Raw genomic sequence first — 16,119 nt, 5'->3', positions numbered from 1 at the left:
TAAAGGATACCTATGATTGCTGTATTATTTGTGTGCCTAGGTAATATTTGTCGCTCACCAGCTGCTGAAGGAATTTTACGTCACCTCATTAATCAAGAGGTTGCTTTAAAAAATGTGAAAGTGCAAAGCTGTGGGTTAGGCTCATGGCACGTAGGGCAACTTCCTGATGCACGTATGAGGCAGGCAGCTTCCAGGCGTGGCATTTATCTAACTTCTCAGGCGCAAGCCTTTCATCAAAAATTTTTAGAAGATTTTGATTACATTTTTGCTGCCGATCAGGAAATTTTGCATCATTTATACTTGCAAGCTAAAAGTGTTAAGCAAAAAGAGAAAATTCATCTATTAACTGCCTTTAGCCAAATCTATCATCATCAAAACATCCCTGATCCTTTTTATAAGGGAGATACAGCTTTTGAGCAGGTATTGGATATGATCGAAGAGGCTTGCAAAGGATTTATCGAGCATTTAAAAGCTTCAAATAAGCATACGGAAGTCCCTTAAATAGTGCTTAATCGAGCTCTTTTTTCTCATTTTTTTTAAGCAAGTGTAACCATTAAATTGAATTGATTGCCTAGGGGAATAGCCTTTACTCAATATCAAATTTATGGTAAAATAAGCTCTTTTCCAATGCTAGTCTTATAGGAATGAAAGTTTATGAAATTACTGTTATCTAAGCCTCGGGGATTTTGCGCAGGCGTGGAGCGGGCTATTGAGACAGTAGAAAAAGCTCTTTCTTTATGGGGTCGCCCTATTTATGTGAAACACGAAATAGTTCATAATAAACATGTGGTAGAAAGTTTGAAAGCTAAAGGTGCCATCTTCATAGAAGAGGTGAATGAAGTTCCTATGGGTTCGCGCCTCATTTATTCAGCGCATGGCGTATCACCAGCTGTACGTGCCGCGGCTCAAAAACGTAATTTGATTGAAATTGATGCCACCTGTGGCTTAGTCACCAGAGTTCACTCTGCTGTTAAACGCTTTGCTAATTTGGGATATCAGATCATATTAATTGGCCATCGCCATCATGTGGAGATTATCGGAACCGCTGGAGAAGCTCCGGATGTAACCACTATTGTGGAATCTGTGGAAGATGTAGAAAATCTTACCTTTCAAAGCAATGATAAGCTTTTTTACATTACCCAAACAACTTTAAGCCTGGATGATGTGGGAGAAATTACGCAAGCTTTGATAGCAAAATATTCTCATATTGTTACTCTGCCTAGTTCTTCTATCTGTTATGCCACTACAAATAGACAGCTTGCCTTGCGCGAGATTACGGATGCTACTGATTTAGTTTTAGTAGTTGGCGATCCCCAAAGTTCTAATTCAAACCGTTTACGTGAATTAGCAGCTAATAAAGGAATTGCTTCCTATTTAATCAATGATGATAGCGAAATTGATCCCCAGTGGATGAAAGATGTAAAAATTATAGGCCTTACAGCGGGCGCATCTACTCCTGAGGGAATTGTACAAGATTGTATTAAGAAACTTATTACTTTAGGGGTTAAAGAGGTTGAAGATGTAGTGTTTACTACGGAAGATGTTGTTTTTCAACTTCCAAAGCCTATCGTTAATGCGCGTTTTGGAGCTTAAAGTGCATGCTTAGAGAGAGAAAGCTAAAAACTAGTTTGCAAAAATGCTCATATTTATTCTAACTTTTACTTCCTTAAACTTTTTTATTAATTCTGATCATTTAGCGAAGGTAAATGAAGAGTTTACTTTAGCATTGCCTATAAGTTAGGTAGAGGAAAACAAAGCATAAAAAACGCTTGATAAGACGAGACCTTTTATGTTAAAAAGCTTACTTTTTTAAAGGAATTAAACGGTGCAAAGAGCAATTCGGAGAACTCCTAAGAATTATGATGGCACTGCAATTACCACGCACAAAATTTCGGATGTGCTTTCTCAGCTCGTTTTTCAAATTCGCGAGAATTATCGTCATCGTCCAGATCTTGTGTTAGCAGCATGGCCTGAAGTCATTGGAGCTAAGCTAGCCTCTATGACACAAGCCATGTCTTTTATGGATGGCGTTCTGCATGTTAAAGTAAAAAACTCTACTTTACACAGTCTTTTAAGCCAAAATGATAAAAATCGAATTATAGCTAGTTTAAAAACCAAGTTCCCTCATATTCATCTTAAGAACATCGTTTTTCGGATTGGATGATAAATATTATAGGATATATGCATGACTAACGATACGTTAAGTTCAGAAGGTGCTAAGCAAGTAACTAAAGAGTACGATGCTAGCTCTATCACAGTCTTAGAAGGGTTACAAGCTGTTAGAGAGCGCCCTGGTATGTACGTAGGCGATACCTCTTCTAATGGCTTGCATCAGCTGGTGTATGAAGCCGTAGATAACTGTATTGATGAAGCAATGGCAGGCTATTGCACCGCCATTTGCGTGACCCTTCATAAAGATGGCTCTGCGACTATTGAAGATAATGGCCGGGGTATCCCTGTGGAAAAGCATGAAAAAGAATCGATCAAACAGGGCCGTGATGTTTCAGCTGTAGAAGTGGTGATGACTATTTTACACGCTGGTGGTAAATTTGATAAAAACACTTACAAAGTCTCAGGTGGCTTACATGGTGTAGGCGTTTCTTGTGTCTGTGCCCTTTCTAAAAAGATGATTGTCCAGGTTTACAAAAACAACCAAACTTATGAGATTGAATTTTCTCAAGGGCATGTGGTAAAACCTCTAGAACAAATGGGCGAGACCACAAAGCGGGGAACTAAGATAACATTCTGGCCGGATGATACTATTCTATCAGTCGTAGAATTCGACTATGATATTTTAGCCAAACGTTTAAGAGAATTGGCGTTTCTCAATAAAGGAATCAATATTTATTTTCATGATGAAAGAAATGAAGATAAAGATGATGTGCATTTTTGTTATGGTGGCGGTCTTTCTTCCTTTGTATCTTACCTAAATGAAAACAAAAACGTCCTTTTTCCTGAGCCCTTATACTTTTCTGGATCTAGATCTGGTGACGACGCTCCTATTGAATTTGAAGTAGCGATGCAATGGAACGATACTTATACTGAATCCATCTTTTCTTATGTCAATAATATTGCTACACGACATGGAGGAACTCATCTTACTGGCTATTCAACGGCTCTTACAAGGGTATTAAATAGCTATATTAAAAGCCATAATCTCCTTAAATCAGATAAAATATCGATTAGTGGGGAAGACATGCGAGAAGGCTTGACAGCTGTCATTTCTGTTAAAGTTGCCAATCCTCAATTTGAAGGCCAGACCAAGCAGCGTTTAGGTAATAGCGATGTAGGCTCAGTCGTCCAGCAAATTGTTGGTGAAGAGTTAGCCATCTACCTTGATGAGCATCCCGCAATCGCCAAAACTATTTCGGACAAAGCCATTCTTGCTGCACAAGCTCGGGAAGCTGCTCGTAAAGCACGAGAATTGACCTTGCGTAAATCTGCTTTAGACAGTGGACGTCTACCTGGAAAGCTTACAGACTGTCAAGAAAAAGATCCTAAACTATGCGAGATTTATATTGTGGAAGGTGATTCAGCAGGAGGCTCTGCTAAAAATGGTAGGGACAGACGTTTCCAGGCTATCTTGCCTATTCGCGGAAAGATTCTTAATGTAGAAAAAGCTCGTTTGGAAAAAATTCTTCAGAACACCGAAGTAGGAACAATCATTTCTGCTTTAGGATGTGGCATTGGCCTTGATGGTTTTCACCTGGAAAAACTGCGTTACCATAAAATTATTATCATGACGGATGCGGATGTGGATGGCTCGCATATCCGTACTCTGCTTCTCACCTTCTTTTATCGTCACATGCCTGCTTTAGTAGAGAATAACTTTATCTACATTGCTCAACCTCCTCTATATAGAGTATCTAGGAAAAAGACTAGCCGCTATATTCACTCCGAAAAAGAGATGGATGAATACTTGTTGGAATTAGGGATTAGCGATGTGAAAATGAGACTTCCTAAAGATCAAGAGCCTATGTCTATTCCCCAGATGAAGGATTTACTTCAGCTGATGGTAGAGCTAGAATCCTTTGTTTTGCGCATGGAGCGTAAAGGAATCACTTTTCGAGAATTTCTTCATGCAAAAAATCCTCAAGGGATGCTACCTCGTTTTCAGGTTACGCTGCCTGATGGTGTACACTTTGCTTATTCATTAGATGAATTTGAAGAGCTTAAAGAACGTAATGAGTGCTTGCAAAAGACTCAGCATGAACAAACCTTAGCCTCTATTCCTGAAGAAGAAATTACTCCGGAAATGAGAATTTTTAGAGCTACGCGTCTTAATTTTATGGAATTATATGAAGAAGAGCATCTTGAACAGCTAAATAATAAGCTGGCAAGCTTTGGGTATGACTTGACTTATTATCTTATTGCTAATGGAACAATTATGGAAATTAAGGAAGATAACCATACCCATAATTTTTCTACCCTTCACGAAATCCTTGATTTTTTAAGGATAAATGGCCGTAAAGGCATTGAAATTCAACGTTATAAAGGCTTAGGTGAAATGAATGCAGATCAGCTTTGGGAGACGACAATGGATCCAATTAAAAGATCATTGCTGCGCGTGACCCTTCCTGATGTGATAGCTGCTGATCACATGTTTACCATGCTGATGGGTGAGGAAGTGCCTCCCCGGCGAGCTTTCATAGAACAGCATGCACTTTCTGTAAAAAACTTAGATATATAATCTAACAAATCGTCAACTTTAAGGTGAATATGTCGTATACGAAAAATGAGGTGATTATCCCTCGTAATGTCGAAGATGAAATGAAAGACAGCTATTTGCGTTATTCGATGTCTGTAATTATTTCACGCGCCTTACCAGATGTTCGCGATGGATTAAAGCCTTCTCAGCGTCGTATTCTTTATGCGATGCGGCAGCTAAACTTGTCGCCAGGCGCTAAACATCGTAAATGCGCAAAAATATCAGGGGATACTTCCGGGGATTATCATCCCCATGGTGAAATGGTCATCTACCCCACTTTAGTGCGTATGGCGCAAGGCTGGGTGATGCGCTACACTTTAATTGATGGCCAAGGGAACTTCGGTTCGATTGATGGCGACCCTCCTGCTGCTATGCGTTATACCGAAGCACGACTCACTCATGCTTCTATGCAATTAATGGAAGATTTGGATAAAGATACGGTAGATCATGTTCCTAACTATGATGAAACCAAGAAAGAACCGGTCGTTTTTCCTGCTAAATTTCCTAATTTGCTATGTAATGGCTCCTCAGGAATTGCGGTAGGTATGGCTACTAATATACCACCCCATAATCTTAATGAGTTAATTAAGGCAACTTTACTTGTGCTAGACCAACCTTTAACTTCTATCGAAGAAATCATGCAAATAATGCCCGGTCCCGATTTTCCTACAGGGGGAATTATTTGTGGATATCGGGGAGTGAAAGAAGCTTTTCATACAGGCCATGGTAAAATCATTCTACGGGGTGTCATCCGTGTAGAAGAAATGGAAGATAACCCGGACCGCCAGCGCTTGGTCATCGATGAAATTCCTTATAATCTTAATAAATCTCGTCTGATTGAACAAATTGCAGACCTGATCAATAGTAAAACTCTGGCAGGAGTATCTGATTTACGCGATGAATCCGATAAAGAGGGGATGCGGATTGTGTTGGAATTGAAACGAAACGAAGTCCCTGAGGTGACCATCAATCAGCTTTATAAATTCAGCGATATGGAAACTACTTTTGGATGCCATATGTTGGCCTTGGATAAAGGTCTACCGCGTATTATGAATGTAAAAAACATTATTAGTGCTTGGATTGAGCATCGTATAGAAGTTATTCGCCGTCGTACCCGTTTTGAATTGGCTAAAGCTGAGGCACGCGCGCATATCTTGGAAGGTTATTTAAAAGCTATTGATCATTTAGATGAAGTTGTGAGATTGATCCGTGCCAGCAATAACCGCGAGGAGGCTAAACAATCTTTAATTGACAGGTTTGCCTTTTCGGATAAGCAAGCTATGGCAATTTTGGATTTACGTTTATATCAATTGACGGCTTTAGAGCATGACAAAATTAATGAAGAGTACCAAAGTTTATTAGAGAAAATCAACTATTTTAAAGCTGTGCTTGCAAGCGAGCTTATGGTCCGCCAAATTATTAAAGATGAACTTAATGAAATCCAAGAAAAGCATAAATCTCCCCGTAAAACTCAGATAATTGCGGCCGAAAGCGAGATGAATATGGAAGATTTGATTGCTAATGAGCCAGTGATCATCACCATTTCGGAAGATGACTACATCAAACGTATGCCCATGGATACTTTCCGCGAACAAAGGCGAGGGGGTCAAGGAGTTGCAGGCATGCAGATGAAGCGTGAGGACGATACAATTAAAGGCTTGTATGTGGCCACCATGCATGACTACCTATTGATTTTTACGAATCTTGGGCGTTGCTATTGGATAAAAGTCTGGCAGATACCCGAATCGAGTCGTAAATCTAAAGGTAAACCGCTCGTTAACTTGCTAGAAGATATTCAACCTAATGAAAAGATTGCCACCATCATGCGTGTTTCTTCTTTTGATGAGCAAGCCTATATATTGATGGCTACACGTCAAGGCGTGGTTAAAAAATCTGAGCTCAGCCACTTTAGCAATCCACGTCGTAAAGGTATATGGGCGCTAGATGTAGATGAAGGTGACGAGGTGGTAGCAGCACGCTTAGTAAAAGAAGAATATCAAGTGATGATATTTACCCATAGGGGTATGGCCGTTCGCTTTGCTGAGAATAAGGTTAGGCCTATGGGTCGCATGGCTCGAGGGGTAAAAGGAGTTAGCCTAAGAGAAGAGAATGATTATGTCGTCAGCTGTGAAGTCGTAAAAGGAGATGAAACCATTCTTGTCGTTTGCGAAAATGGCTTTGGCAAGCGCTCCCTCGTAGAAGACTTTAGGCAAACAAATCGTGGTGGCGTAGGAGTACGTTCAATTGTGACTAGTGAGCGTAATGGAAATGTGGTGGGGGCCCTTTGTGTAGCTGATGGCGATGGCATGGTCATGATGACCGCAAGTGGACAAGCTATCCGTATTAGTATGCGCGAATTACGCGTGCTCGGACGTAATACCCAAGGAGTTAGGCTAGCCAACTTACGTGATAATGATTATCTTGTGGCTATTCAGAAAGTGAAAAGTGCAGAAGAAAGTATAGAAGATGCGAGCGTAGCTGTAGCCATAGAAGAAGAAAATCCTGATAGAACAACAACAGGCACAGAAATCGATTTAGAAGGCCCTACTACTCCTATAGATTCAGAAACTTTGGAAGAAAATAACAGCTTATGACATTATTTATCACAATAGAAGGTGGTGAAGGGGCAGGCAAAACAACTCTTATAGAGAAGCTAGCTGCCGTTTTAACATCACTTGGGTACGAGGTAGTGAAAACTCGGGAACCGGGAGGTTCTCGATTAAGCACTCATATTAGAGAATGGCTTCTTAATCGAAACGCTGATCTACCGATTGGGTATAAAGCTGAATTGCTACTATTTTTAGCAGCGCGTGCCCAACACCTGGAGGAATTGATTAAGCCTGCTCTTGAAAAAGGAAAAGTGGTGCTCTGCGATCGTTTTAATGATTCTACAATTGTTTATCAGGGCATAGGCCGGGGCCTAGGAATGGCTTATGTTAAGCAAATTTGTGAGTGTGTGAGTGAAAATTTAATTCCCGACCTCACTTTATTTTTAGATGTCGATCCGCAGATTGGCCTCATGCGCACGCGAAAGGCTTCTAAGGAGAATGCAGGGCGAGGAGAAGTAGACCGCATTGAGGCGGAGCGTTTAGATTTCCATAAACGTGTACGCCAAGGATTTTTGAGTTTAGCTAGGCAATCTCCTGAGCGCATTCAGGTCATTGACGCTAATCAAGCCGAAGATGCTGTCTTTCGTCAGGCTAAGCAGTGGTTGGAAGAAAAATTAATCCATTTGAAAAAACTATAAGTTAATTTGCTTAATAATAGTTTAATTATCCTCCTTTTTAATACGAAGGTTGTAAGGTAAACTTAGGTATGACGAGCAATATGAGAGAAATTTTTGACCACATTCTAGGTAATGAGCACGTAAAAGATTATCTAGTGAATATGGTTCAAAAGCAAGCCATTGGGCATTCTCTCTTGTTTGCAGGCCCTGAAGGAGCTTGCAAGGATCAATTTGCCTTTTCCTTGGCAAAATTGCTAATGGGAGAAAACTCTTATTCAAGAATTGATAAAAATGTCCACCCCGATGTTCATATTTACCGCCCTGAGGGTAAAATGGGGATGCATAGTATTGCTTCGATGCGTCAATTCTGTGAAGAGGTCTATTTGCCCCCCTATGAAAGCCCTTGGAAAATCTTTATGCTCTATGATGCCGAAAGGATGTTAAATTATAGTGCAAATGCTTTACTTAAAACATTTGAAGAACCAGCTTTAAATAGCCTTATTATCTTACTTTCTAGTCATGCTCATGCTCTTTTACCTACCATTTTGTCACGATGCCGTACGATTCGTTTTCAATCTCTCAATAAAAATGTTGCTTCCAAGATAAAGGATCCAAGCCGTAATCAAATTTTGTCATTACTGGCTGAAGGCAAAATGGCTACCTATACCAAACTTTCCTCATATGCTTCTCAAATTGCCCATCAAATTGAAGAGGTTCAAAAGGCAGAAGAAAAAGCTAGAATAGCCGAAATTCAAAAAGTATCGACCGATCAGATGAATGCCTATCAGAAGAATTTAGTTGAAAAAGAAACAGAAGGTGCAATAGCTATGCAGGTAAATCAGCAGGCCATAGCGTTATTAAAAAATATTTTATCTTGGTATCGCGATTTACATTTATTACATGCGGGGGGGCGCTTAGAATTGCTGGAAAACCCTGATTTTCATAAACAGCTTCTTCAAGCTTATCAACGAGGCGAAATTTTACCCTTAGAGTTTGTTGAGGAAAAAATTATGAATGTTCAAAAAAGCCTGGAAAGATCAACTTCTTTAAGCTATTGCTTAGAAAGGCTCTTTTTAGAGCTTCAGCTGCTTTAGATAGAGCTCGTGTTGGATAGATGCAAAAGATTTGTCCGCTTCCATCAAAAAGAATTCCCTTTTTCCAGCTGGCTGAAAAATTCCGCAAGAGGTTTAAGGTAAAAAAAAAGAGCTTCTTTCATAATTTCTGTAGAGGAAAAACAGAAATTTTTTAATGAAATGAAGCTCTTTAAAGATCTTATTTAAAAGTTAGGTACATTAGCTGGAGTTAAGTTTAAAAAGTGGATAAGCTCCTCTCTTGTTTCCTTGTACTTCATCTGTGATGGCTAAAAAGCTCCTTAAATTTATATTCCTTAACGATTCTCTTCACGAACTCCTCTAATTCTGCCGGCGGCTTCTTTCCTAAAAACTCTAGATATTCTTGGTAATCCTTATGAATAAAAGACCATCCTTCATTTCTTTGAATTAGGCATTCTTTATAAAATTTTTCTCTGCTCTTAGCTGGTTCAAAAAAATCTTTAAAGCTATTTCGAATATCGTTTTTTTCCTGCTCTTTAATTCCAATAAAACTTTCGGGTGGCCAAGGAATAAAAGTCCTGTTACAATTTTTCATTTTCAAGGCTAATTGAACAGAATAAGTCAAATATTTTTCGGGGGCTATATAGCTCTCTCCCTCAGATTTGACACTTGATCGATAAGCTGTTACACAAGCAAAAACATCGAATAATTCCTTCAAAACAACGAATTTTTTTCTTCCAAAAAACATGCTTTCCAATTCTAGGTCGGGATATTCGCTTAAATATTTTCTCACAATAATAGGAAGAACCTCCACCGTAATTTTTAGGTGAAAAGGATTGGAAATAACCTTTCCTAAAGAAGAGTCTTTTATTGCTTGAAAGTTATCCAAATACTCTTGTTCGGTCCAAAGAAGGGTTTTATCTTTTTGGCGCTCTGCCACAAATTTTTTTAGATAGGCCACAATTTGGGCTTCGTCAAAGGGAGTAAGACGTAGTCTTTGCAAGCCTTCACCTTGGGGTTTAAAGCATCTTTTCTTTGCTGTTCCTGTTTTACTGACAAAGATAACCTTGGAAATTTCTTTATCTTTAAATCTATTCGTCACATAGATGTTAATTTTTTTAGGGTCTTCAAATCGACGAGAAAATCTGTCAAAGTTAATTTCATCATAAGCATCGCAAATCAATAAAATTTTGCGACCACTTAATTGATTGGCTTGACCTCGATCCACTCCATAAAAATCCAGAGTATGTTCTAGAGCTCTATGAATAGGATTCTTTAACTTGGGAAGGTAGGTATAAAGAGGAAAATAACTTCTATCCGAATAGTTTATTAAAAGCTGATCCGCTAGCATTTTCATAGCAAGTGTTTTCCCGGCCCCACCTTCGCCTTCAAGATGAAGAGCATAAGCACTTTCATTCCCGAAAAACTCTTTTAATTCCTCTGCCAGCGGTTGCGGGTTAGAGAATTGCCGTTCGGAATCGCTAGCTTTAGGAGAGATATAATAGGCTCTTTCTTTCTTAAGTTGATCATCTTTCCTTAATTTTTCTGCAATGCGTTGCATAGTTTCAAAAAGAGGAACTTTTTTAATAGCTTCAGTGAAAAGATCGGTTAGTGGAGCAGGCTTAAAAGAGGTAATTGGACTTTTATCCATTGGCAAAGCATTTACAATTCCCTTAGCTAGCTCTCTAATCTCTTGCTGCGGATGAGTTGTGCAAGTTAATAAATAGCGTTTAGTAATTTCTTGAAGTTGTCTTCTATTCCTCTCTTTCTTTAAGCTAAATGCCTCCTGGGGATTATAATTTTTCTGCGTGTCATTGGCTTGGTAAATTTGTTTAAAAACCTGAACAGCTACCTTTTTTAATTCAAGATCTTCTAAAGAAGCAGAAGGGGGAAAATGAAGCACTTCCCAAAGTAGATTTACAAACCCCATTAGGAAAAAGGGATGATGGAGCGTCTCTTTTTTTTGAATTTCAACATCTGTACTTAAGGTGTTAATGGCCTTGACAAAGATATGGGGATATTCAAAAAGCGTATAGCGCACTTTAAAGAGCACATTAAACCAATCTTCAGGAAACCACTTTTCTTTAACTTTTTTTACAATTCCGGGTCCCTGAAAGGCAAAAGCCTTTTGAAAATCTGCTGGAGCCTCGAAAGCCGAGGCAATATGCCAAGGTTCAAACAGGTCAACTGCATCTGCTATCTTCGCTACCGCTCTTAGGAAGTAAAAGGTACGAGAGCATACATCTTTAACGATGTCTCCAGTAGTTTGGTCATCTGATATTTTGAGAAAAGAATTTTCCCCATACTTGGCAAGATAAGCTACCTCTAAGTCTTTATCTTTTGTAAATAGGTTAATCGCCTCATAGGCGTGTATGTATATTTCTTTATCGACGCCTTCAACCTCCTTGATTAACATAGCTTCAATTAGGGCAATGATTACCCTGAGGTGTTGTTTGACTAAAGAATTTTTCTTAGGTTGAGCTGTCGGCGCAAGATTATCTGTTAAAATTTTCAGCATCTTCCCAAAATGCGTAGGCTCAAGCCTTTCTAAAAACTCTGCTGACATAGAAGAAAGCTGACCAGACTTGTGCAAAGAGATTTCTAAATTATCCTGATAGATAAATTTTTGAAAATGAACCAAAATGTCTGTCAAGGCTTGTAAAATTTTCTTATCTATGAGAGGATTGCCCACAAAATGCGTGATCAAACTTTGGAGAATGCGAAATTGATCGTACTCTTCCAACTTATCGAAAATTTCGATAACTTCCTTAATCGCCTCTGCCGAAGGTTGCTGAAGCTGGGTAAAGCTATCCACCATCTTCTTAACAATCTTGCCAACTAAGGGATCTATATAGCCTTCACCAGCTAAATAATTAGCCAGGTCTTGAGTGTTGCGGATAGAGAACAAAGGCACAGATCTTGCAAGCAGGTGAGAAGAAGAAATAGATGCAGACGAAGCGACTTGCTGGAATTCCCCTGAGGCGGGAGCTACTTGCGGTGTAAGCGGGGCTAAAGTAGTCAGCCGTAAGCAGGGTCCTTTTGCTTCTTGAACTAAGTTAACTTGATATTTAGAGTTAAAATTAGGTAAAATATTGTTACGGATATCTTTATATCGATAATCCTTAAGAGGTCCTAAGTTGAGGCTAATTTGTACTGGATTTCCCTGTGCATCTTTAATATAAGCTTTGCTATCTTCAAGTTTGTCAGGGCATAGCTTTAAATAATATTCTTTTCCCTGGTGGGTCGTGCCTTTTATTCCTATTTCTACCTTAACGGGATATTGCCGATCATAGCTTTCAGCTTCTAAATTTAACTGTTCAATGCTCTTTTCTTTAGATACTTTTACTGCAGGATGCTGTCGAATCATCAATTCGGAAATTTGCTTTAAGGTAAATTCTTTAGGGAAATTTATATACTTAACATTCCAATAGTGAGTATGGTGCTTTATCAAAATTGAATCTTTATGTTTAACGCTCGCTATCGTCTCTTTTTTTTCAGGATTTATGCTTACATCGTAGATATATTTTGGTTTATTCGAAATCTGACCAATTAGGCGAAAAATTACTTTAGCAATAGCTTCTCCTTTTGTTGGCGGTAGATGGGTAATGGTGGGGGTAAAAGTGGTAGACTGTTGGGTGGAAATTGTAGGACTTGTGCTTGTCATAGCTTCCTCCTCATGGTTTGAAAACTAAAATTGCATCCATCTTGATTGATGGCCTGCTATTTTGTTTTTTTGAGTTTAAAAAACAACCTTCGCATTTCCATTCTTTATAATTATTTTAAATTATGCAATATTTTTTTGCCTTAAACAGCTAAGGCTCTTGATATTTAGCTATAATTTTGCAGGAGAATTTATCTAGAATATGAGTGACTGAATTCTTGAAAGTAGGTTTTTACATGACATGCCTATATCTCTTGCCTGGTTCCATTAATTTTTTCACTAGAGCTAGTCTTAACCCACTCTTGGCTATCTGTTGCCGATCCTAAGAGAAAAGCTCGCCTTATCTTAAAGTAAAAATCTTGATTAGAGTTTAGGTAGATTTGTTAATTAACTGCCTACTTATTATTTAAATCATACTTGTCATAACCAAGTCTGCGGAGTAGTGGAAGGGGGATGGCTTACCCTCATGCTTGTAGCTTTCTCTTATAGCTCCCCAATCCCTCACTTTTAAGAAAAGGATTTTACTACCTTCTTCTACTGCTATCACTTCATTTAAAGAAATAGCGGAAAGCGAGCCTCCACGCATTAAATTGGGGCCTTATGCAGAGATTAGCTCAAAAATATTTGCAAAATTGGGCGCAAAAGATCAAGATCAAGTTAAGCTGGTTTGTAGGGAATGGAAGCAGCTTATTCAAGAGAAAGAGGACGAGTTTACGCAGAAAATCTCTAATAGCGGTCAATTAATGAACTCCCACATAGTCCATCTTTTTGCAGCAGATTATTTACAGCAAGCTTCCGGACTATTAGAAATCCAGCATATGCTTCTAAAGATTATTAAGTTTTCTAAAGATTGCTTAAAGTTAAGCGTTGCCGCAGCCAACGCGATGATGATTTTAAAAAAGACAGACTTCTCTTTTGTAGATCAGAAACTTGAAAGAGTTCAGATTCCGCATATAAAGCTTTCGCATGCGATTTTTGAGGGAGCCGGTTTATCAAAGGCTAATTTAAGCTATGCCAAGCTGAGAGATTGCTCATTGACAAAGGATAACCTATCCGAGGCTAATTTAAGCCATATAGAATTATAGGCTTTTGAATAACTCTTTACCTACTCATAAGCTTTTCCTCAAGAGATAAAAGATTAATGCTTTTCTTGTACAAAATCTAAAAAGCCTTTCTCAGCATTGACAGAAACTAGCTTAACTTTCAACCGATCTCCTACCTCAATATTTTGATAGCCATTGATAAGCTTGCCTTCAATAGCGGTGCTAATCAATCGGATCCAGTTACCTTTTTCTCCTTTGCCTGTTAGGAAAGCATCAAAAGTCTTACCGATTGCATCTTCCAAATATAATGCTAAGACAGATTTCATTACACTGCGTTTAGCCTTGTCTGCACATATCTCTTTTTCTGTGCATGTTTGCAGCATGGTTTGCAAAATAGAAAGAGAATAAGGGCAAGCTTGATTTACAAGGCGAGCTTTAATCAGACGTTGGACAATTAGATCAGAGTAACGCCTATTAGGGGCAGTGGCATGCGTGTAGGGCGCTAAGGTCAAGCCAAAATGCTGGCTGGTTTTATCCGTAGGGGCTTGTACAATATATTTCCCCCGTCCTAAAAGCTTCTTAATCACTAAAAAAAGATCGCGCATATTTAAAGAATCCGCCGCTCTCATTTTAATTAAAAAATTTTCAAGAGCTCTTGAATCAGGGTTAAGAGGAAGAGGAAATTTATGTTTCTCAGCAATTTGTACAATGCGCTCCCAGTGTTTGGGGTGGCAAATAACCCGTTTAATTATCGGGCACTTATTTTTTTGTAGAAATGCAGTAATACAGGTATTTGCGGCAATCATTAAATTTTCTATTAACTCACGCGCACGATTAATTTTTACCTCTTGAAGATCTACTACCTGGCCTTCTTTTATAATGGGTTGTGGGTCGTAAGTTTCCCATGTTAAGAAGCCTAAAGATTGGCGATATTTTTTCAGGCGTTGAGCTACTTCATCTTGCAAGCGTATTTGAGAAGCCAACTCTTTTATTCTTTGAATAGGCTCAGGCGGTAAAGCTCCCGTTTCCAACCACACATCCACACTATTATAAGCAAGTTTAGCATAATTAAAGACGTAGCTTTGAAACAGATGGTAATCCACTACTCTACCTGATTCATCTACATCCATTTGGACCACAATAGAGGCTCTTTTTTCATTCGGATTAAGCGAGGTTAAATTAGTTGATAACTTCTCTGGCAGCATAGGAAATACGATCATGGGCATATAAACAGAGGTGGTATTTGCCAAAGCATGCCGATCAAGAGAGGTATCTTTTTTAACTAATGCATCTACATCCGCAATGGCTACATACACTCTTATTAAATGATCGTTTATACGCTCGGCATAGGTTAACTGGTCTAAATCTAACGAATCATCATTATCAATTGAAAACCACAGTTTATTAGTCATGTCACTACGTTCATTAGAGCTATCAAGCATCGGCGCTTGTAGCTTATTTAACTGAGCTTGTACCTTTGAGGGGAAATCAGGAGATAACCCTTTAGCTAGCATGGCCTGGCGAGCAATTTCTAACAAATTTACCCGGGAATTCATTAATTTTTGCATAGCTTTGAAAATTTAAATGAAAAGGTTAAAAAGTTATGATATAACAAGGATGGAATTTCCGTGCTAATTTATTTTGCGGGGGTATCAAATAAATTTTTAAGTTAAAGAGATATATATGCTAAAAACAATTTTAAAAGCCTGCTTTTTTCTTATCCCTTTTCTACTATTTTATTCTCCTCCCCTAGAAGCTATTGTTGTAGCCAATAAAGTTGAAGTGCATTTATCTATTGAAGATAGCGCAATGCCACACGTTACCGTTACTTCTGTTAAATTTAATGACGAAGAGGTGGATTTAGCACCAAAAAGCTTTATGAATCGTAGGATATCAAAAGTTTTTAAGCTTTTACCAGGCCAGTATGAGATTCAATGGACCACACAAAAAGCTGGTGATGCATGGGGGGGAGAAAAAGAGACAAAACAGCATCAGCGCATGATTATTATAGAAATTAGTGATGCGGTGGTGTACATAAATGTACGTGGGGAAGTTTTAGCGACATATTAGCTAGCCTCCCTTTTGCACTCATAAAACTTTTTTATAGGCTATAAAAAAATTGAGGGGGTTATAAAGCAACAAATTGTTAAATAGTTTGACATGATTTAAAGGATGTTTCATGCTTAAGCAATAATTTGAGAGAGTTTTTTCTCCCAAATCGCTATACTTTGTTTACGCCTAAATCATTATAAAGCTCTTAATTTCTTGCAAAGTTGACTATGAAACCAATCAAGCTAGATAACCAACAAAGCCGTCTTTTTAAATCTCGCTTTAGCGATGAACTCAATCTAGATCATCCTCTTATCCAGCTATCCAAATTGATTGAATGGAAGCAGCTGGAAGAAGAGTTTGATAAGCTGTTTGTAGAA

At 38.6% G+C, this 16,119-nt stretch carries 12 protein-coding genes; 9 read left to right on the top strand and 3 right to left on the bottom strand.

Annotated elements, in window-relative coordinates:
- The first annotated feature begins 12 nt into the window (after window positions 1-12).
- From NEOC65_RS00245 to NEOC65_RS00215, 7 genes are all read left to right on the top strand, one after another.
- A complete protein-coding gene (locus tag NEOC65_RS00245) occupies window positions 13-501 on the top strand; it encodes a low molecular weight protein-tyrosine-phosphatase (RefSeq protein ID WP_213155337.1) in 489 nt (162 codons plus the stop codon).
- Window positions 502-654: 153 nt separating this feature from the next.
- Window positions 655-1,593: a 4-hydroxy-3-methylbut-2-enyl diphosphate reductase gene (gene ispH, locus NEOC65_RS00240; RefSeq protein ID WP_166154988.1), complete on the top strand. Its 939-nt coding sequence runs from the start codon at window positions 655-657 to the stop codon at window positions 1,591-1,593.
- Window positions 1,594-1,825: 232 nt separating this feature from the next.
- Window positions 1,826-2,164, top strand: coding sequence for a DciA family protein (locus tag NEOC65_RS09500; RefSeq protein WP_213152255.1), 339 nt, complete (start codon window positions 1,826-1,828; stop codon window positions 2,162-2,164).
- Window positions 2,165-2,185: 21 nt separating this feature from the next.
- Window positions 2,186-4,690 carry a DNA topoisomerase (ATP-hydrolyzing) subunit B gene (gyrB, locus tag NEOC65_RS00230; RefSeq protein WP_213152256.1) on the top strand — a complete coding sequence of 835 codons (2,505 nt, stop codon included), beginning with the start codon at window positions 2,186-2,188 and terminating at the stop codon, window positions 4,688-4,690.
- Between the two features lie 29 nt (window positions 4,691-4,719).
- Window positions 4,720-7,302, top strand: a complete 2,583-nt coding sequence (gyrA, locus tag NEOC65_RS00225) for a DNA topoisomerase (ATP-hydrolyzing) subunit A (protein ID WP_213152257.1) — start codon at window positions 4,720-4,722, stop codon at window positions 7,300-7,302.
- On the top strand, window positions 7,299-7,955 hold the full coding sequence (tmk, locus tag NEOC65_RS00220) for a dTMP kinase (RefSeq protein WP_213152258.1): 657 nt from the start codon (window positions 7,299-7,301) through the stop codon (window positions 7,953-7,955). Before gyrA ends, tmk begins: the two co-directional genes overlap by 4 nt.
- Before the next feature lie 68 nt (window positions 7,956-8,023).
- Window positions 8,024-9,028, top strand: a complete 1,005-nt coding sequence (locus NEOC65_RS00215; RefSeq protein ID WP_213155336.1) for a DNA polymerase III delta subunit-related protein — start codon at window positions 8,024-8,026, stop codon at window positions 9,026-9,028.
- Window positions 9,029-9,281: 253 nt separating this feature from the next.
- Here the strand turns inward: NEOC65_RS00215 and NEOC65_RS00210 are convergent, their stop codons facing one another.
- Both NEOC65_RS00210 and NEOC65_RS00205 read right to left on the bottom strand, forming a co-directional pair.
- Window positions 9,282-12,650, bottom strand: a complete 3,369-nt coding sequence (locus NEOC65_RS00210; RefSeq protein ID WP_213155335.1) for an NACHT domain-containing protein — start codon at window positions 12,648-12,650, stop codon at window positions 9,282-9,284.
- Between the two features lie 403 nt (window positions 12,651-13,053).
- On the bottom strand, window positions 13,054-13,233 hold the full coding sequence (locus NEOC65_RS00205) for a hypothetical protein (RefSeq protein ID WP_213155334.1): 180 nt from the start codon (window positions 13,231-13,233) through the stop codon (window positions 13,054-13,056).
- Between the two features lie 46 nt (window positions 13,234-13,279).
- On the opposite strand from NEOC65_RS00205, the gene NEOC65_RS00200 reads away from it, so the two are divergent.
- Entirely contained in the window at window positions 13,280-13,732 is a 453-nt protein-coding gene (locus NEOC65_RS00200; RefSeq protein WP_213155333.1) for a pentapeptide repeat-containing protein, read from the top strand.
- Window positions 13,733-13,785: 53 nt separating this feature from the next.
- Here NEOC65_RS00200 and NEOC65_RS00195 read toward each other — a convergent pair whose 3' ends face one another.
- Entirely contained in the window at window positions 13,786-15,246 is a 1,461-nt protein-coding gene (locus tag NEOC65_RS00195; RefSeq protein WP_213155332.1) for an RNB domain-containing ribonuclease, read from the bottom strand.
- 127 nt (window positions 15,247-15,373) lie between these two features.
- Here NEOC65_RS00195 and NEOC65_RS00190 point away from each other — a divergent pair, with 127 nt between their 5' ends.
- Window positions 15,374-15,760 (top strand): hypothetical protein, encoded by a 387-nt coding sequence (locus NEOC65_RS00190; protein WP_166155004.1) that lies wholly within the window; start codon window positions 15,374-15,376, stop codon window positions 15,758-15,760.
- The last annotated feature ends 359 nt before the right edge of the window (window positions 15,761-16,119 follow it).

Source organism: Neochlamydia sp. AcF65, from assembly GCF_018342435.1.
In the GTDB taxonomy this organism is placed as follows: Bacteria; Chlamydiota; Chlamydiia; order Chlamydiales; family Parachlamydiaceae; genus Neochlamydia.
The sequence above is the reverse complement of the archived record's forward strand: the minus strand, read 5'-3'. Positions and strand labels throughout refer to the sequence as shown.

Excerpts from the sequence above, each read along its gene's own strand:
- NEOC65_RS00245 (WP_213155337.1), top strand. The coding sequence starts at position 13 with ATGATTGCTGTATTATTTGTGTGCCTAGGTAATATTTGTCGCTCACCA.
- ispH (WP_166154988.1), top strand. The coding sequence starts at position 655 with ATGAAATTACTGTTATCTAAGCCTCGGGGATTTTGCGCAGGCGTGGAG.
- gyrB (WP_213152256.1), top strand. The coding sequence starts at position 2,186 with ATGACTAACGATACGTTAAGTTCAGAAGGTGCTAAGCAAGTAACTAAA.
- gyrA (WP_213152257.1), top strand. The coding sequence starts at position 4,720 with ATGTCGTATACGAAAAATGAGGTGATTATCCCTCGTAATGTCGAAGAT.
- tmk (WP_213152258.1), top strand. The coding sequence starts at position 7,299 with ATGACATTATTTATCACAATAGAAGGTGGTGAAGGGGCAGGCAAAACA.
- NEOC65_RS00215 (WP_213155336.1), top strand. The coding sequence starts at position 8,024 with ATGACGAGCAATATGAGAGAAATTTTTGACCACATTCTAGGTAATGAG.
- NEOC65_RS00210 (WP_213155335.1), bottom strand. The coding sequence starts at position 12,650 with ATGACAAGCACAAGTCCTACAATTTCCACCCAACAGTCTACCACTTTT.
- NEOC65_RS00205 (WP_213155334.1), bottom strand. The coding sequence starts at position 13,233 with ATGCGTGGAGGCTCGCTTTCCGCTATTTCTTTAAATGAAGTGATAGCA.
- NEOC65_RS00195 (WP_213155332.1), bottom strand. The coding sequence starts at position 15,246 with ATGAATTCCCGGGTAAATTTGTTAGAAATTGCTCGCCAGGCCATGCTA.
- NEOC65_RS00190 (WP_166155004.1), top strand. The coding sequence starts at position 15,374 with ATGCTAAAAACAATTTTAAAAGCCTGCTTTTTTCTTATCCCTTTTCTA.